The sequence below is a fragment of the Edaphocola aurantiacus genome (assembly GCF_019797745.1).
In the GTDB taxonomy this organism is placed as follows: domain Bacteria; phylum Bacteroidota; class Bacteroidia; order Chitinophagales; family Chitinophagaceae; genus Edaphocola; species Edaphocola aurantiacus.
This window is the reverse complement of the sequence record NZ_VOSI01000002.1, coordinates 369,895-390,306: the sequence shown is the minus strand read 5'-3', so window position 1 is coordinate 390,306 and position 20,412 is coordinate 369,895. Positions and strand designations below refer to the sequence as shown.

Here is a 20,412-nt window from a genome sequence, read left to right as displayed (position 1 = left end):
AGTGTTTAAGGTTGTTTATGAGTTTGGGTCATCAATAGTTTCGTATAGGGCAAGGTGTGCAGTTTCAAATAATGAGCAAACTGCTGTATGTCGCTGTGGGTATGTAACCGCTTCGTCATGCGTTGTATGGTAGCATCCGATAGTACCCAGTTCATACTGTAATATTCCTTTGCCGCCAGGCTGTCATTCAGATACAGATTGATCTCCTGATAGGCTGGATACAAAGGCATACTGCGCTGGTATTGCTGCAAAGCCGTAACATAAGCCTGCAGGCGAAAATCATTCACCGCCGTTTGTGCATTGTATGAACCCACCAGCGTAATGAAGGGTGCCGCCAGATCGTTCACCATCGTGTTGATCCGTTTTAGTTTTGGTGTACTACGCGGGCTGTTGCTGATGTGTAGTACCTGGTAGCGGATCTTCTGCAAACTCATTCCGTAATGCGCTTTCAGGTAATCATCATGCCGGAACAATTCTTCAATCTCCAGGATCATTTCATGCACCACACCGGCACCCGAATTATCGAAATAACCACCATCTACAAAGTAGTGTTCTTCCAGCCTGGCCTGTGCCTGTTGTGCAATACTGCCTGCCGGACTGATATAGGGGAAACGGGCGCCCAGCACCACTGCTGTGCTGATGCGGATATCCTCCTCAGGAGGTAGCAACGATAATACATCCAGCCTTTTGCCAAAAGCCAGCCGGCTCAGCAATACATTGCTGATTACAGCTGGTTGTGCATCCTGCATACGTGTCGTGTTAATGCATAGAATAGGCAGTAACGTACGGCTAGCGGTGTCGATCCATAGGGTTGAAAAAGGCCGGGCAAAAAATCCGTGTAATACAGATTGTTCCGTTCCGGCCGCTTCCATGCTTTGTTCCAGTGCCCTTGCCCGGTCGGGCAGTATGGGGTAGATGTAATTTACGGGGTCTGCCCCCATCATCCGTGCCAGGCTAAAGCTGAGGAAATCATGATTCAGAAAAACGGCAGCCTCTGCTTCGGTATGCAGCGCCGGTATATGCTGTAGTTGTCGTAAATACAGTAAACTATAATAAGTCGTATTGCCCAGGCTACCTCCGGATGCGCCGGAGAGTGCAAACAGGTGCTGACTGAACTGTGTTTCACTCAGGCTGTCCAGGCGGCTCAATACCCCGGCCACCCAATAGCCGGAGCGGGAGGCACCACCATCGCTGTGTACAAAGATCATAGGGACCACCGGTTGATCGGGGTTGCGTAAAGCCTCTTCATGATGCGCCAGCCAGGAATAGATGTAAGTTTTAAAATCTGGTCGCAGGCTATAGTCTAAACCTTTAACGGGCACCGTTTCTACGCGATGCACATTATGTAACTGCGCACCGCCAAGTGCCAGCAGGAAAAGGAAAAATACAATGTTGATACGGTGCACATAAGCAAATACCCAGACCAGGTTGCAGAGGCCGGTGTAAAATCCGAAAGCCAGCATGAGTACGGTAATACTACCCAATGCAACCGCAAAGGATTGTATGGTAATCGTCAGTACAAAAGTGATGAAAGAAATAAAGGCCAATAACTGTAAGACCAGGAAAGCATGTTCTTCCCGTTCCGGTATACGCTGACGAAAGGAACGGAACAGGCGGTTTAAAAGTCTTTGTAAGCGGTATTTCCAGCACAAGGGAATACGTGTTTCGCTAATCTCTTTGCGGATCATCACCAGCAGCAGGAAACAGATCTGAAGGGACAGGGTGACCAGCATCAGCCAGTAGGCATGATAGGTGCCGGGTATTACAGATGCGATCAGCAATGCACCGCATAATGCTGTAATGCGAAAGGTATAATTGACACCTTTCTGACCAAAGTAAAAGTATATGCGATTGCTCAGTTCTTTAAGCAAAAGATGTAAGGTTACGTATTGCAGGGGAATGCCCATGAGCAGTATGCCCAGCAGGCTTGTGGTATCGAACTGATCCCGATCGGCAGTGCTGATCAGCAAGCCTGAAATAAATATGCTGTAGACCGAAAAGCCCAGCAGGCGTGGAATGTGGAACATCAGCCGGGAAGACTTACGGAATAATTTTTCTTTACAGTAAGAGATCATGCGGCCCGAATACCAGAGCATATAGCTCCAGAAAAAAAGGGAGAGCAGGACCCAGAGTCCGGAATACCAGTGGCTGCTTTCCGTAGTTTTGACCAAAAGGTCTGCTCCTTGAGGGAGGATCATAAGTGACAGGGCAAAAACAGTGAGTAGTAGCAGGGATGGGGTGTAGGCAAGGAACACACTAAGGTAGTGCGTAATCCTGCGGAAAAAACAGCCAGGGTACCGGATTAAATTTGTAATAGTTTTCATGGTGTAGGTTCGGTGTTTCAGGGTTTATAGGGTGTCCGTGTTTATATAGCAAAGAAACGACCTGCCTACGCCAGGACATGTCCAGGCTTTGAGAAAAGGAGAAAATATTTAAAAAAAGACCCCCGGTATCGGAGGATACCGGGGGTGAAAAGATGTTCATAAGTGAAATTACTAACAGAAAAGAGGAGCTAATTTAGTGTAGGCATGTTACTACTTTTATTGAACCACAAAACGTCTTGCTCAATTTGCTTATGGATCAAGTACACACCTTCAAAGATTTCTGGAATGTCTAAGTTGCTCGTTCTATTTCTTACACAATTAGAGAGCTCAATGAATATATCTTTTTGTGAGAATATTAGTGCAGGATATTCATAATTGTCAAAAAAACATGAAAGTAGTTTTCTAGGAGATAGTATTTGAATATCAGAAACCTCAAAAAACAAACGCATAAAGTTATCAATTGATACATATTCTCTTTTAGATACAAACCCTAAGTCTATTAAAAAAGATTCAGGCTTATAATCTAGTCTAAATCCTGTAAAGTATACAAATGAAGTCTGATTTAGTATACTTTCAAAGATATCATTCCATAATATTTCAGAAATGTTTATGCAATGATTTTCGGTTTTGATTGACCATCTATTTTCTGAATAAAAGAATTTATCTATCATTATTTTCTTAAGTATTTTGTGTATTTAAATGGCGCATACCATGGAAATTGAGCAGAGCTGCCATAGGTTTGTCCTTTTATATTAAATCTAAAGGTGGAATGTAACCACATTTCGGTTGATTTATGTTTAAGACCATAATCCCAGCGCAACAGGTTGCCGCCTTTTACTTCCTGTTTTACAGAGAAAAATGTTCCTGTTCCTGCTGTTTCACCTGCATACATAGCATCTATTCTGTATCCCCTAACTTTCCAGCCATTTTCACCGAAAAGACCATACCCTCCTCTCATTCCAAATACCCCATATTTGCCTTCATATCCTATGATTTTAATTCCCAAACTTGCTCCTCTATTAAGCATAATCCCTAGCCCTTCGCCAACAGGTTCAAGTGCAATTTGAAGAGCAACTTCACTGTAAACTCTATTTCTGATTGCTATAATATTATTATATAAATCTAAATTATGTTGCTCGAGACCCCATTTATACAATATTTGTATAGCCCATTTCGCTGCTTTTTCATGTTTTAGCAGTTCTTTTTCATATCCATCATTTAGCTGATACCATAATTTGCCATTAATTTTCCCATCTTTAAACATTTGAAAATTAATGCTAATTAGATCTTTGTATTTGGCAACGTCCTCTAGATGCAATCTTGCAACATTTGCGATATATTCTAATGGTTTAGCACTTTGGTACCCTAATGCTTCATCTGCTCTTATGCTTAAATGTGAATTGGGGTAGAAGTACTTTAATGTTTCAATTTTTTTTGTTGATTCTTTTTGAGAATTAGTATGCTTTTTTTGCTTAGGGGGATCGATTTTTTTTGTTTCTTGCTGTTGAGAATTGGCCTTTTCTCCATCCTTCGGATCGGCTCCACTCAAATCATTCCACATCACCGGGTTATTGAAGCCATAGTTATAAGGACTCATGCCCGCATACTTTGCCTCCATCGGATCTACCGCTGTCCATCGACATAACCAGGGTATATAATAACGGGCACCATGATAATACAAGCCAGATTCCTCATCCCGCTCTTTACCGGTATAGCGGTAGCGTTTGGCTACGGCATTAATACTGGCATTTACGGCCTGGTAAGATGTGGTACCGTAAGGATGATATTCCTCGTAACTAATGATAGATGCGTTTTCATCTAATTCCAGTGATGCCGATTGCAGGTGATTGCTATAAACATATCGGGTGAGGGTAGCTGCAGTATTATTATCGTCAGCAGCCGTGCCGTAAGCCCGGTTTTCGAGCATCGCAATGCGTCCGCTGTCATCGCTTACATGCAGGGTCTCTCTTTCACAAATCAAAGAACTATTGTCGAATTTACGGTAGATTTCATAATCGCCCAAATAAATCCGCTCCTCTGCAATCGTACCTTTTATGGTATGCTTGCGGATGCGTTGTCCACCGCCGTATTGGTAATAAGTGGTGTCTGTACCTTTCACCACCGAAGCCAGTTCGTTGTGATGGTTCCAGCTCATGCTATTGAGGTGTGGTAAGACACTCATATTGCCGCGTACATCATGCGTATAGGTGTAGGTATCGCTACCCACCGTAGTACTCAGTAATCGGTTATGGCTATTGCTGTAGGTATAAGTTCGGGTATAGCTCGCCGTGCCGGCACTATGCTGCAGTTCAAGAATATTGCCCACCTCGTCGTAGGTATAGTATTGCGTATACCTTTGTACCCCTGCGCCATCTCCTTTATGGGCCACCTTCCAGGAGGTGTCGGTGAAATTGTCCGTTACCTCAAAATCATTGGTGCCTTTCTGTTCGCGGCCTTCTGCCTGGATGAGGCGGTAGAGGGCATCGTAGGTAAAGACCTGATCGGGACTCACTACTGTATTGTCGAAGAACAAGGTTTGTTGTGCCGCATCGGTAATACGGGTAATATTGCCCGAAGGGTCATACACATAATTCAGGTCCTGCAACATATCGTTGGTGCTGAGCTTTACCGTAAGCAGGCGACGCAGGCTATAAGTAAAGGGATCGTAGGTATACGAGGTCTTTGTACCATTGCCATACCAGATGGCCTGTCTTTGTCCTTTGGCATCATGTACGATGTCCTGAACATAAATCGTTCCGTTAAGCTTTACTTGCTGCAAGGCACCACTGCGTGCAAAAATATAATGATGTTCGTGCCCGCCGGGATCGGTGGTTTTAGCCGCTCTGCCCAGTGCATCATATTGTATGGTGGCCGTAAATACTTCGGTACTTAAAGCCGGAGCATTGTCCCAGTCTACTTCTGTGATGGTCGCACTGCTGAGTAATCGTTGTGTACTTTCCAGCGGTGCTCCTTTAAAATCGTATTGTACTACCTGCTGTTTGCCACTGGAATCGAAGTGTTCATATAATTGTCCGCGCAGGTTCAGTGCGGTATCGTCAGTCTGCCCTTCACCATAAATCCAGTATTCGGGTTTAGTAGTTGTTCCACCACTTGGTGTTAAATAGCGGGCCAGCGGTCGGCGCAGCACATCATAAGTCATATAGGTGCTGCGGTCCTCTGCATCCCAGGCGTAGAGCGGCTGTCCTGCTATGTCCAGTAAGGTGTAGGCCGTGCCACTGTCGATACTTTCTTGCCGGCAAGGTGCCTGCAGCATATTATAACGGTATTGTAAAGGCTGCAATCCGCGGCCATCGAACATCGAAACCCTTTGTCCCTGTATATCAAGTACTTCATAACTTTCAATAAAGGTTGTCGCATCGCTTTGCTGTATGGTAAAGAAACCACGGGCTAAAGAGTCAGTATGAACGATGGTTGGTGTGTTGGCATGTGCGGCTGCTTTTGTAGCCGCTTCCTGCTCGGCAGTACCTAAGGCGCCACCAATGCGGGCCGTGTACCAGCCACTTTCCAGAACGGTATCATTGGCATCCCAGACTTCCTGCTCCCAGGCGGTCCATCGGGTACGGCTAAAGGTACCATTCGGCATCTGCGTTTCGCGCACACGACCCACCGGATCATAAAATACTTTTGCACTTACACCCTGCGCTGCGGCTTGTTCGGTTGTATCGCAGAGATGGGTATCGCTGAAGTAAGGTTCGTACTGCATAATAGCATTGCCCTTATTATTGTACACCGTTCTTCCGGTACCGATCCAGTCCTTATCCTGTACTGCATCAGCAATCGCTTTGTGCATGATTAATCTGCCGAATCCATCACTGTAACTCAGTCGGATCAATAGTTCTGGTGTATTAATGGCCGTTCCGTACGTGTGCTCTGTGCAGGCAATCATGCCTACACGCACTGGAAGGCTGTTCATATCATAGACACAACGCCAGGTAGCATCCTGTAAGAGTTCCTCTGCAATGCTGTCCGGGTTGCTCCAGAAGGCTTGCTGGTTAGTCAGATCGCTAGCACTATCAATGTCCAGGCCACTCAGTGTATCTCCTTCAGTACCCTCGTCTTTCCCTTTAACGGCCATGGCGACGGCCATACCCAGAGCATCGTACAGCACTTCACTGATATTATTGTTGGCATCTTTCATCCGCTCTGGCTGTAGGGTATACCAGTTGTAGCGCAGGACTTCACTGCTGTTGCCTATCGCATCGGTCACCTTCTTAGGCAGCATGCGATCATTGTCCCAGAATTCTACAACGGTCACATTATACCAGGGATCAGTAAAAGTGGTCGGTGTGTAGAAATGCAGTTGCGGTAAATCATAAGTTGCTGTTCCGGAGGGAATCCACCAGCAGCCATCCATGTCCACATAACCGCCTTCTTCCAGCATGGTATCATTGACCCGACTGTCATAGGCATAGGCTAAGGTGGTTTCCGTAATAGCTTTCTGGTAACTTTCATATCCTAGGCCCAGGGTATCCAGCGCCCCCAAAGCCAATACCGTAGTGGTATCATTACCCAGGAATTTTGTTTTTCCATGGCTCAGCAGTCTGCGCGTACCCAATGTACTGCTTTGACTGTAATCGATTTCAGTTGTATCAGCAATTGCTGCTTTTAGCCCGGAGATGCTATACAGGGGCTCATTTACCGGAGCAGCGATGCGCACTTCATACGCTTTCTGCTCGTATGGTACCCGCAGGCGATAATGCTGTGCTGTGATGGCATCTTCTGTAAAAGTATTGGTACTGTAAGTGATGTGGATCTTTGCCTGCTCCTGCTGTACGATTGTCGGCAGACTGGTATCACTATGCTTACGGGCATAGGCGATCTGTACCTGCTCTTTCGGATTGCCATACGCATCTGTTGCTAAAGTCAGCTGGTGCATGATACGCGGATCTTCCATATTTCCTTCACAACTGAAGGCGATCTGCTGTTCCTGCAAACTCATAAAAGAGGCATGTATGGGCGCATGCCAGTCGGCATTAACCGGTGCTTGCTGTACCAGCTTCACTGTATAGGCAAATGCTGTCACCGTATAAATGTGCGGTAATTCATTTTGGGGTAAAGCATATACTTCCTGTCTCAGCGGACTGCCCTTCAGGGCGCGACAGGCTTCTCTTTGCTGCAAAGTATCCATACCCTGCGGCATCGTAATAATGGGTCTTGATTGGCCATCTGCAAAAGGCGTATCCCAGCCTTCAAATGCTAAATATTCTTTGGCAAATTCCTGGTGAATGGCATCACCGCGCAGCCAGGCCCCGGTATGGTACCAACTTTTGGTCAGTACGGGTTCCTGGTCCATACTGCCTTCGGTATGATCTACCGTTTCGATATCTACCGTTTCTACATATCCGAATCCGCGAAACTCTCGCTCCTCATGATCGTAATAACCATGACGGTAACGATAGCTTTGCGCAAAACGAGTATCGCTCACAACATCATAAGTCGTAACCGTATCGATACAATGCACCGGGAAAGGCAGACGGGTAGCCCATTTCAGTCCATCCTGTTTATCCTGCAGGTAATACTGAGTAGAGGTTTTATAAGATACACTTACGGTTTTACCGGTACCGTTGTGATACTGTATGAGTAAGTGTGGCTTGATACCCGCCATCAGGTCGATATACTGTATGGGTGCATCGGCATATTTAGGTAATGGAGAACTCCATACCAGGCAGGCCGTTCCCGTGCCCAGGAAGTCCATCACCACCAGTTTACTGAATGCATCGGTTGCCGGTAGCGGATTGATCTCTACTGCTTCGGAGAAGGCATTGCCACAATGGTTGATCCAGGCCGTACAGTTATGGCCGTCTGTATAAATAATATCGGCAGCTCCCGTGCCACTAATGTCCGAAAGGCTGATGTATAGCGGGTTGAAGAGATCTGGCTCCGCCATAACCGGTGCATTGCTCATGCTCACTTTTGCTCCGAAACGACCATAGCCCATATTAGGCCAGTAGCAGACTTCACCATTGCGCACGCGCACCAGATCGGTCATGCCATCGCCATTCATATCGGCCAGGAAGATGCTCTGCACTGCATCGCGCAACAGTAAAGAAGGTCCTTTTTCTTCATCTATACATACCGGACTGTTTCCTCCAAAATCAAAACCGGTCTTCCCTTCATTCTCCCACCAGCTCCAGGCGCGGTCTTCGGTGATCAGCACATCGGCACGACCATCACCATTCAGATCGAGCATTTTGGTGAAGGGACTATTCCAGTCAATATTGATATTTTTTTCAAACGTGCGGAAAGGCTCCCATTTGCTTTTGTATTCGGTATAGGCATCCGGTCCGTCCAGCTGCCAGTAGCCTTTGGCCAGCTGTGCATCCACTAATTGTCTGCGGCCGTCTGCATCCAGATCCTGCCACTGCAGACCATTGCCCAAGCCGGAGAAATTAGGCTTTTCTGCGACTTGTTTAGGTGCAGCAAATTGTCCGTTACCCAGGTTATGTTTATAGTACCAGTTGCCCTCCTGCTCGCTCAGGATACCGCTGATGCCTTCTCCCTCCAGATCTGTCCACTGGTAAGGACCTGTTAAGCCCTGTGGTGCACCACGGAAAGATGCCGCATCTACTTTATGAATAGTAGTATCCCATACCAGTGGACTATATTCCATGGTCATTGCCGGTAAGGTTTTGGAAATATAGTTGCCATTGCCATCCAGCTTGTATCCCTTTGATAGGGCTGCTGTAATGAAGTCTGCTTCCAGCGTTTCTGCGGTAGTTTGGGTATCACTTTTGTACAGCAGTTCCAGGCTGCGGACCAGCGTTGCTGCACCATCGTTTAAGTCTTCAAAGCGGTGGAACATCAACACACGCTGAATCTTGCGCCAGGTGCGGATCTCAAAACCTGCATGGAAACCAGAACTGGCATCCTTTCTGCACGCCCAGTTCTGATCAGGAACCAGATTTTCGCCGGAGTGGTCCCCATAGTCTATTACGGCTTCCATCAACCAGTCTGTGTCCGGAAGCACTGGTTTCCACATGTCGGCTTCTGCAATGAAATAAGGAGTACGGTTGCTATAACGAACTGTTTTCAGGTATGTATTGGTGCAGACTGCGGTTCCGTTTAGTCGATTGCGCTCAAATACATGATCCGGAACATTGTCCAGGTTTTCTGCAACGTATACAAACTGCTGCACATTTCCTTTATGGTCTACTATGATATCGGGCAGCCATTGGAAGATACGTGTAGCATCAGCTGGATCGGCGATCCGGCTTGCTGCATTCAGTCCGTAATAAGTAGTGATATTGTCTTTTGTAGTGACGCGCCACCACACCTGTTGTGCCTGGCTGATCTGCTCGATGCGGGCAAATAAACCTTCGATGCGCGGACGATATTTTTTAATCGTGTAGATTCCTTCTGTGGAGATCAGGCGATTTCCCTGTGCATCCAGTTCCGGAATTAAATCCTCGGCACCGGCCAGCAGGAATACGTCACTTTCATGTGCATCATCATATTCCGGCAAACGCTTGTCTGTTTTACGTTGAATAGAAGGCAGGCCCAGGTTCCATCCCAGTCCGCAGATACCATTACCACCACCACTGCTGTAGCTGATCGATAAGGCAGGAGAGAAACCTCCTCTGCCCCCCGTAAGGGGCAGAGGGATTTCTACTGAAGCTGTTCCGTTCACGGCATTTACCGTAAACTTCTCATCTATTCCCCTGATCGCGCCTCCCCCTTTGGGGAGGGCGATAGCGGGCGCAGCGCTTTTGTAATAGGGACTGCGATCCTCGTCCTGCTTGGGCTGGACGCTGTATTGTTCCAGGGGCGAGGCCTTTGCGGACTGGCTCCTGGTTTGTTCTTGATTGTTGTTTTGCTGATCTGTATTTTTCATGGTTCCATCAGGTTTATGCGTTAAGGAATGGGTACTTTGATTTCAGGTAGGTCAGTACAGATTGGATTTCAACATCGGTGAGTACTCGATCATAGACTAATGCTTCATAGAAGTCACCATCAGATGTATAAGTTGGAACGACTGAAGCTCCCAGAACAAACCCTGCAGTTTGTGATGCTCTGATTTGTGTAGCGGCATGTGTTACAGAGTGAACTGTGGCGCCATTTATATCCATGATTTTGACATCAGTATTGCTGGCATTTTGTTTGATCGTATTTACATAAGCGAGATTTTGAAAGTTTCCGCCCACTGAATAATAGGTCATATAATCCTGTGCAGGGTTGTTGAGTACGACTCCACAATGGCTTGGTATGAAGCGATAGCCCCAATCGTTGCCATATCCATTTATAACAGTTTCGATTCCATGACAAAACCATGTATTGCACAAAGCAATAACCGTAAAGGAGGTATTACTCTTTATACCTGTATTGCCAAGTGTAGTAGGTTCGACTAAAATACTTTGGTTGGTAAATACTACTTTTTTACTATCATTCTCTTCCAATACTGAAGGCTTTTCGAAAGTGCCTAATGGTAGCAGGTCTCTTCCATTTCCACTTTCATCTTGAAGTTTGGTTACTTTTCCGGAACTGATTGTATTGTGATCTGAATCAGCTTTCCACCATGCGACCAGATTTTGAGTCAGAATGTCCAATTGCGCTACATCATCCTCTTCCGTATCCGGTCCTGGTGAGGCAATGGTATAATCCAGTACTACGTACAGATCATCCAGTAAGTCAGCTGCATTTACAGGATTACCATCACTGTCTGCTATGGCAATCTGCAGCAGTTTGGCATTGTTCGCGAAGACAACCGGATTTGTCGTTAAACCAAATGTATTGGTGTATTTATTGTCGCTATCGAATGTTTTGCTTACCGTTTTATATCCGTTTGCCGAGGTATAGGTAATGTTTACTGTATAGTCATCCGTTAGATTTGACTTGCCGTTCATACTCATCCTGATCTGTTTTACCGTAATGGTTTTACCTTTGGTAAAGAACGGGAAGTTGTCTTGTGTCATACTCATCTGCAAACGGGCATAGCTGTTGCTTTCAACGTTTTTGGCATAGGCAAACCAGTTATTGCTGAACTCATGACGGGCACTGAAATAGCGGTGTAACATGATGTCTGATGAAATAGCCGCAAGTGTTGTACTGATATTTTCTTCTGCTTTAGTTTTTAAAGTTTCACCACCAGAACGGGCTGTGTACTTGATATGCAGGATAATATCGTTGATAGTATCATAGTCGAACTGACGATAAGTATCCGGGAAGGTAATGCTCCATTCCGAAATCGCACCGGTGCCTTCAAACGGCAGGTAACGCTCATCTCTGAAGTTCAGTTCAAATACACCACTGTCATTTTGCGCACTGCTGGTCGCTACTACACTATTAGATGTAGTGGATACATATTTATCCGAATCGGTATAGTTGCCGGCAGTACTGGCAGACTTGCGGTATTTACTATTCACTTGTCGCAATTCACAGCTGATGGTCGTGTATGGTCCTGCTACACAAGGCACAGAAATGCTTACCGATTTGATGCGGCGCATATAATGGCCCGGATAATCCAGATCGAATAACACTTCCGGAATATCAATGGTACAATTTCCTGATTCGCGCAGTTGAATAATAGAAGCAGGGCTGAACATCGCCATGGATACATGTTTGGTCAGTTCCAATTCGCGTTCGTTAGACTCCATGTACGCCAGTTCCATTTTGCGCAGGTCCATCTGTAATTTCTCTCCGCTCAGTAAACCTTTTTTCAGGCTATCCCAGTAACCATATTTGATGAAACCTCCGGTTGGGTATTTACCTGCCGGCAATTCGCTCTGGAAGCATACATCAGCCTGTTTAGCCAGGTCATAAGCCATCTGGTAGCTCTGGAAGTAGGTAGTTGCTAATTGTGCAATCATCCAGCTGTACAGATCAACATTGGTAAACTTGCTGCGCATGTAGTTGTCTACAGCGATGTTGTGATCCATCTGCAACTCATGGTTGCGCAGTTCTTTATTCGCGATATCCAGTCGGATTTCTGCGGCAAGTATTTGTTGATCCAGTTGCTGCAGTTCTTTCGCTGCTGTTGCCGCCTGCATCTGCCAGTCATCTCTTCTGCGCTCATAACCACCGGTTGTGGCAGCCATAGAGCCTTTTGTATTGTCAATAGCGACTTTAATTCCGGCAGCAGCGCTGGCTGCATTGAAGATATTAGCCATATGCAAACCTCCAAAGCTGGCACCGGATGCCAATGCCTGAGCATGAATTGTCGGAATTGTTGCCGCTATTCCTCCTGCGGTTTGTAAAACGCCCTGTACGATTTGGAAGATCATTGCAGATTGCATTTTGTCCAGATGTTTTTGCTCATTGGCATTCATAAACGGTCTGGAGCTGTAGAAGTCGTAGCGGATCTGCGTATTGCTCTTCGCCAGGCGCAGGTTTTCCAGGTTGCTGGTCGCTTCTGCGATCTGTTGCGTCTTGATCTCTTTTACTTTTTCCAGCAGGTCGTATTCCTGGCCGGAGCGTAATAAAGACAAGGCTTCTGCATCTTTCTTCTCCAGGGCGCTCAACATAGAACCTCCCAGTGATTTTACGTCACCCAGCAGTTCATTGGTTTTTTGTACCATATAGCTGAATCGGTAGAATGGTCTGCCTTTGCCGAAAATGTCATTCATCAGACTTTCCGTGCTCAGGCCCATAGCTTTTGCGCGTACCAGTAATGCCGGATCGATCGGTGGCTCATAGAGGGCCAGCTGGCGTGTAACGCCATCAATGTTCATACAGTTGCGGATCTTAAATAAGCGATCCGCCAGAGTATCCCAGTAAGACAGCAGTTTGTCGTTTTTCGGCAGACAGAAGTAGAAGGTTTGTAAAGGCACACCACCTTCTTCTTTGCGATCCTCACCCTTCTCTGCATCAGTTTGATAGATGTTAACACCCGGAGCCTGATTAGGTGCCAGGAATGATTCGATAGCGACCATTGCATTGGATAATGCATCCAGTCCTTCATCGGCCAGCTCTTCGAAAGTGAGATCGGTACGTTTAACTCTTGCAGGAATTTGTCTCGGACGTTCACCCAGCAGGTTGGCTGCTAAAATGTATAGTTGCGTAGCCTCATTGATGGATTCGATGGTGTCTCTTTTGAAGAGATTATCCGCCCAGGCAATAAGGTTATCCAGGTATTTCATCAGCACATTTTTCATGTACGCCAGTATACGCATACGGGCAATCAGGTGTGGATTGAACGGGTCTTTTTCCCATTTCTTCACCTGTGCCACCGCATCCGGGTTATTGTTATGGATGCTGATCAGCAGATCATTTATCGTCTGGATCGGAGTCCCCGAAATCTCATAGAACTTCTGGAATTTCCAGTAACGCTGCACGCCATTTCCGGTGGTGCTGGTCGGATTGAAGATATAATGATACCATTTTTGTGCTTCGGCAAACTGCTGGTTATTGCTTAGTTGTTGTGCAATCAGCATTGGCGCATGGAAAAACAGTTCCCAGTTATACATGCTGAACGGATCGGAGAAGTCGAACTGCATATTATTCTTCGGATAAGGACTGGTTACCTTAGCTGTTGGTGCATACTTCGCTGCAAATCCCATGCTGTCCGACTGACTTTGATTGGCCAGGGTCAACAGATTGGCAATACCGCCACGGTTCAGTGCTGCCGTAAGTTTCGGAGCCTGTGCATGGTAGAATGTCTGGAATTTATAACCCTTTTCTGCTGTTTTGCTCTGGCCCAGTACCGGTGTATTGCTGATAGCACCGGACTTGGTTGCCGTAGCAGAGAAATTCGCTGCAGAGAAGCGCGTCACATTATCCAGGGAGATATATTTACCCGCATTGATCAGTTTCGGATCGAAGTAGGCGGTGAGTGTACCGGATGTATCTTCAACCAGGAAGGTATTGTTTTCATCTTCATAGAAGAAGCGTTTATTCACCGGGTCAAACATCGTATCCGTTGTCGTAGCGGCACAAGCCGTTAAACGGAACGGTGTCGGCGACTGCTTCAGGATCTGTACCGGAGAGCCGTACACTTTTACAGATGCCTGGTTAGGGTAATAGGTCAGGTACGAATACGTAAAGTACCCGGAATTATTATGGCTATATGCTGCATCTTTCTTGAATCCTGCACCTTGTGCCTTGTCCTGTACAAATTTCATATTATTGAAACGCGTACCGCTTGGAGCCAGCATACTGTGTCCGCGATCGCTGTCTCTTAATACAAACGGATCACGGCTGTTATCTCCTTTCCACAGGAAAGTATGTAGACCAGTTCCGACCTCATTCAATCCCGGAGCGAATAGCAGGTTGAATGCAATACCATCTTCTGTATCTTTTGTCAGATCGAACGGTGTGAACAGGAAGATTCTTTTACGGAAGAATTCTTCAATTGTAATAGACCCATTATTGGTCAGTTTGTAAATGATATCAGCAGCTTGTGCATTATCCGTAATACTCGCCTTATCGTTGCCGTTGATCTGAATCTTCGCCAGATCAATGTCCATAATGTCCTTACTCAGATCATGGCTTAACCATTTTCCGTCCTGGAATTGGCTCCAGTTCAGGGTAATGTTCCAGGTGCTGTAACGGTCGTTGTCCATGTCATTCATGATCGGAGTTCCTGCATTGGCATAGGGATTGGTCATTAATTCGGTCCAGTTGTTTCCAGTGTAGGCAAATTCTCTGACCTTTTTAGGATCGGCGAATCGGTCTGCTTTGCTGTCCATGCTAGGCTTACCATTACCCACAGTAGCGCCAGGTCTGTCGGTAACGCTTAAAGAAGTATCAGTGTTGCTGCTTGTACTTGGTTTTTTCTTCTGGAAAGTCAACCAGAACAGGTACATCTTGTTGTTCCACATTACCGGCACTACGTGTTGGCTCTTGATATCAACAGACACCCGTTGCCATTCAGACCATTCATTATCCTCACGGTTACGGTAATAGTAACGTTGCGGATTGCTGTCTGTGCGACCAAATACGTGCAGGATATCTTTTCCGTAGCTGGTCTGATGGTAAGCTGAAACTGGCTCCAGTCGGGCGATTTCATTCAGTCCGTCCAGGTAAGTACGGAATCCTTCTTCCACACGTGTGTCAGTTACCTCATCCTGTAACAGGTGTGATTCCAGTTCTTTGAATAAACCGGTTTTCTTATCCCGCAGTTCCGGTTCGATCCAGTTCTCCGGATACATGAAGATTTTGCGGTTTGCTTCCCAGATGCGATACCATTTTCTCCAGGACTGCCATTGGGCAATATTGTCTTCTGTAAGAATAATTGACGCGCTTGTAACTGTCGGTGTAGTAGCAGGAGGTACCGGAGGAGTAATTGTATATTTGCGCTCCAGGTTCAGAATAGCACGATCCAAAAATAATTGCAGGCTGCTGATACCCAGTTTCAGACGTGAGGTCTTCATACAGGATTCCATTTCTACATCAATCAGAAGATATGCGAACAAGTCGTTTTCATTCTTCATTTTCATGGTACTGTCTTGCAATACAATAGCCGGATTAGCCAGCAGATAATCAACCAATGCATTACGCTGACTTCTTCTTAATACATCCTGCAATGGTTTTACCACGCCATACCATTCGGTAATCTCATATTTGGCTTTTGCAGCTTTACGCACGGCTACAGATTGCTCTGTTGCTATTTGGGGCAATAAACTCTCGTGTAACGCTCGTGCAGAAAGACCCGTTTTTTTGATGGCGCGCATGATCTTATCGACCTGCAGGAGCAGGCTGGCTTTGCGGTAATTATGGGTATTGGGTACTGCCGGAGAGAAGGTATATTTCAGCACACCTTTATTGGTAATGCCTTCACCCAGTAAGTATACCAGGTCATCGGCACTCCACAGCATGGTATTGACCAGTGTCTGCAGCAGCTGGCTATTGTCCACACCGGTGGTAATCTCCTTCAGGGTGCCGATCAGCTGTGTGTCGGTCAGACGCAAGGTATCTCTCAGCTCAATCCAGTTATTGAGATTGGTAAATCCATCAACAAGATCTTGTCCGGTCTGGAACGCGGCTACCGGAAGATCATTGATATTGAATACTCCCAATGGTGCATTGGCCTGCTGCAATAAGATAGACGACTTAGAGCCTAACAACAGTTTTGAAGTGATCAGTGCTGCTTTAGAACACAAGTGATACGTTCTGTACAGTTCATCAAAAGTGATGAGCCCGGCAATAAAGTCTGTAGCTGTGATGGCTATTGTACTGTTGATAAATTCATCAGATACCAGTATCTCCAGCAATGTTTTTGTACTGGACAGTGGTACGATCAGACCAGATAACAATGCTTTGGTATAATCCAGATCTGTAGCAAATGCAGCGGTAAATTTCTGAATCGTTAGTTTTTCCAGACGATCTTTCATGGCCAGTATCTCATCCGTGTTGCCGGTAAGTTTGCCATCGCCCAGCACCTGTTTCAGCTCCGTTCTCAACTGCTCGTAGAATGCTTGTATGCTGGCATCATCTACGATAAATTTATTGCCACTGTCGCGGTGCTGCAGGAGGAATTGCAGTTCGTCTGTTTTCAGTACACATTTATCGGCAAAGGCTTTTGCTTCCCGGAATTTGCGGAACGATGCAATGGCAGTTGCAGGAGTAGCATCATCAAATGAAAGGTTGAAGGTTAACTGCAGGTTGTAGTATAATTCCTTCAGGGATTCATAACCCGTTAAGCGATACAATAACACATGCTGCTGTATGCGGCTGAGTAATTCCAGCGTGGTGTTCACATTCAGATTGCTGCCGATCGCCATTGTAATATCCTCTTCGGTGGTATTAAATGCGGCAATAATCGTACCCAGGTTATCCTGGATCGTTCCTGAGATCGCACTGTGATCTTCAAAGTTCGGATCTGTAGGATTCGTAACCCCTTTGTTACGGAACAAACGATCATATGCAGACGGATATTCCGGTTGCGTCTCGTTATCCATATTTATATATCGTACGGTATCAATACCACTCCATAAAGCACAGAGGTATTCAGGAGCCAGGGAGTATTGTTCCGACCATTGCTTGGTCAGTGCGACATAGATCAGTTCAATGGTTGTGATATCCTCTGCATCCAGGCTGCGCAGTATTGTGTCCAGCTGGTACACTGTCCAACCGGTAGCATTTATCAGGCGTACAAATCGGTGCAGCTTGTCGAAGAAAGCTACTTTCTTGTCTTTAATTTGTGTTGTATTGTCACCAGGAGTAACATTAAACTCCAGCATTAACTCCTCCAACTTACAGGTATCTGCTTGCGCGCCAGACTTCGAGGTAATTGCAAATGCACGACCATTGATGACTGGTACAACAGGGTTCAGGAAGTCGGTAGTGAGCATTTCCAGGAAGGTCTTGTATTCCACCTGGATATTGTGCAGCAGGGTTTCCAGGTCGGTACGCAGGGTATCATACCAGGTATTTTCGGCAGCAAATCCATAGTATTTCCAGAGATCATTCGAAACGTTTTTGGTAATGATATCGGCAACCTGACTGTTGATTTCCAGTGCCTCGGCAGCAGCAGTGTATGCATTCACTTCTGCATTGTTCCATACCGTATCAAATGTAGTAGACTTGAACAATTGCATCAGGTCTTTACGGGCATGACCCAGGTGCTTCAGGAATACGCGGCTCTCATCTGTGGCCAGGTTGAAGGGTAAGGTATTAGGGAAGATAGCCTTATTCAGACGATCATCATATACTTTTACGTAGTTGTGGTATGCCGTTGGCGTTTTATGTAGTTTGCCGCTAATGGTTTCTACAACATTATAAGTATGCTCCGGATAAGCTGCCAGCTCCTCAGCGGTAGCTGTGGTCTGGAAGGAGTTTGGGACGAACATGTCTTTGTCCGGTCCATTCTGTTTAGAGATGTCTTTCAGGATCTGCAATTCCAGGACCTCATTCACCAGATCAATATATGGCATGAGTGTATTAGCATTCTTACAGCTCAGATCAATGTGTTTCAGATCTGGTCTGCGGCGCACCAGTTCTTCTCCTGCATTGCTCATCAATTTAGTCTTAATAAAGTTGAAGACATCGGTAAAATAAGCTGATGGACTGTACATAGAAGAACAGTCGGAACAGGCACAGAAGTCCATATCGCCGAACAATGTTTCGAGATCGGGATAACTGTATTCAGAACCCGGTTGCGCCTCACTGGTCCATATAGTGGATGCCCAATCGGTAGTTACCTTATCTACAAAGTTGCCCGGTAGCAACTGTACATAAGATTGTTTGATATGTGCATCTACCAGTTTTGCTTTGTTGAAAATGTCGTTGGCAATTGCAGCATATTGCTCCGGCTGTTCACCAGAGAGCTTAGTCACAAAGGAATCTTTACCTTCTGCCACGATAGCACTGGAAGAACGGAAATCGGAAGTAATCAGTTTATGCAGCATGTCAGTTTTGCCTGAAGCCAGTCGGGTCATATTCTGCAGTCCCTGTAGTTCTTTACGGGTCTCTTCATCAACCTCTGGTGCTACATCCCAGATGCGGCTGATGCTGAAATCAAATTCAGGATTTGCATTCAGGAATGCTTTAATTTCTGTTGCCTTCGTGAATTTTTCCATGAAAGTCGTATCGGTCGTCAGCATATCTTTAATACGGCTTACCGTATATAATTCGGAAACGATATTGAAGATTTTTTCACTATAGGCTTGCTTCACCTCAATATTGGTATAGTCTTCCTGAGATACACCATTGCGGATACCATCAGGTACACAGAGCTTCAGATGCTCTTCGCAAACATCGTCAATGTCTTTGTACCAGTCTGTTTGTGATTGTTTCAGGTATTCACTTACATCAGCGGGCAGATCTTTTTCCATAATGAACTGGATCATTTCCGGTTGCATACCTACCACAGCCATTACCTGCAGGCCATCCTGGAAGCGTTTGGTATTGACCGTTCCTACAGAAGAAGCTGCTACGCTTTCCCAGAAATCAGGCATATCCTCTGAATCATTGTTCAGATACATTTTCAGGAACGCTTCTACCACACCAGCATCATTCACCATGGCCAGTAACAGAGTTCTCAGGCTTACGCCGTCAGAGGTAAGTTCTTCGGTAGCCATATTCACGCGGGCCAGGTCAATTTTCTCTACCAGTGTGCTTGTCGAAGTTTCATTGTTGATGACCCATTGATCTTTCGCTTCCTGAACAATAGCTAAAATGCTTTCAGCGTTCAGTGTAGTGATAGCTTCCATTGTTGGGTATCCTTTACGGATCAATGCATACATCAGTTCTGCATTAAGACCATAACTACTGGTCAGTTTGGCTGCTGCAATTCGGTTGCCCACATTTACTGGGTCTATACCAGTTGTGGCTTTCAGCAGGTTTATCTCAGGTTGTTCGCCTTCTGTAATAAAGCCATTGAAGACTGTTTCCCCAAATCCAGAAACTTCTACGATTACCTGTGTTGTGTAATCGTACTCTCTGTAGAAATCACTATACTGACTTGGTGTATCCATTTTCACCGTTATAAACTGCTCCTGTACATCCAGGTCGATCCATGAAGACAGTGCAACCGGACCGGTAATCTCATTGCGCTCCAGTGCAATCTGCAGTTTAGGGATTGCATTGAACTCTTTGGCAGTTGTGCTTTCATACAACAGTCGATACGGAATTTTGAACTCGAAATTGCCAAAAGCATCGATCTGTGTACCTGCAATGGCAATACTTTCGCGGAATAGAGCCTTCTGCAATACCAGCTGCCAGTTATTGGTGTCCAGTGGCACGGCAGCAACACCTGCAGTACCCAGTAATACAGAACCACGGATCACAAAATAATCAGCATGTTCTTTGCCCATCACATCATCCGGTACGGCTGTATCATATTCTGTTGCTGTAATTTCGATTTCCAGGTCTTCTTTGATGCCTTCCAGAGAAAATTGCTTGATCAATGTTTCATTGTTGTAGACATAGATAATCATGTTGTCTGAGGCCGTGCTATCTGTGTTGGCCAGCAGCGTAAAGTTGCCGTCTGCGGCTACACGGGCAGATCCCAGCCATAGCAGGTGTTCCGGTGCGGTACTGATGTAGGTTTGTAATAACAGGCCGGATGGATTTTGGCTGGCCGGTTTTCCACCGGTAATGGTCACTTTACCGGTTAGTTTTTGATAAGTTGTCATAAATAATAGGGTTTTAAAAAATATGGGGTTTATAAGGCAATACAATGACATACCCCCTG

General features: G+C 45.8%; 4 protein-coding genes. All 4 read right to left on the bottom strand.

What is annotated here, in order from left to right:
• Positions 1 to 5 precede the first annotated feature (5 nt).
• The 4 genes from FTD44_RS06225 to FTD44_RS06210 all read right to left on the bottom strand — a co-directional run bounded on the left by FTD44_RS06225 (position 6) and on the right by FTD44_RS06210 (position 20,353).
• Entirely contained in the window at positions 6 to 2,198 is a 2,193-nt protein-coding gene (locus tag FTD44_RS06225; RefSeq protein ID WP_222165653.1) for a hypothetical protein, read from the bottom strand.
• A 314-nt stretch (positions 2,199 to 2,512) separates the two neighbouring features.
• On the bottom strand, positions 2,513 to 2,995 hold the full coding sequence (locus FTD44_RS06220) for a hypothetical protein (protein ID WP_222165652.1): 483 nt from the start codon (positions 2,993 to 2,995) through the stop codon (positions 2,513 to 2,515).
• Positions 2,995 to 10,176, bottom strand: a complete 7,182-nt coding sequence (locus FTD44_RS06215) for a SpvB/TcaC N-terminal domain-containing protein (protein ID WP_222165651.1) — start codon at positions 10,174 to 10,176, stop codon at positions 2,995 to 2,997. Before FTD44_RS06215 ends, FTD44_RS06220 begins: the two co-directional genes overlap by 1 nt.
• 13 nt (positions 10,177 to 10,189) lie before the next feature.
• Positions 10,190 to 20,353 (bottom strand): Tc toxin subunit A-related protein, encoded by a 10,164-nt coding sequence (locus tag FTD44_RS06210; RefSeq protein WP_222165650.1) that lies wholly within the window; start codon positions 20,351 to 20,353, stop codon positions 10,190 to 10,192.
• Positions 20,354 to 20,412: the final 59 nt, after the last annotated feature.

Excerpts from the sequence above, each read along its gene's own strand:
- FTD44_RS06220 (WP_222165652.1), bottom strand. The coding sequence starts at position 2,995 with ATGATAGATAAATTCTTTTATTCAGAAAATAGATGGTCAATCAAAACC.
- FTD44_RS06225 (WP_222165653.1), bottom strand. The coding sequence starts at position 2,198 with ATGATCCTCCCTCAAGGAGCAGACCTTTTGGTCAAAACTACGGAAAGC.
- FTD44_RS06210 (WP_222165650.1), bottom strand. The coding sequence starts at position 20,353 with ATGACAACTTATCAAAAACTAACCGGTAAAGTGACCATTACCGGTGGA.
- FTD44_RS06215 (WP_222165651.1), bottom strand. The coding sequence starts at position 10,176 with ATGAAAAATACAGATCAGCAAAACAACAATCAAGAACAAACCAGGAGC.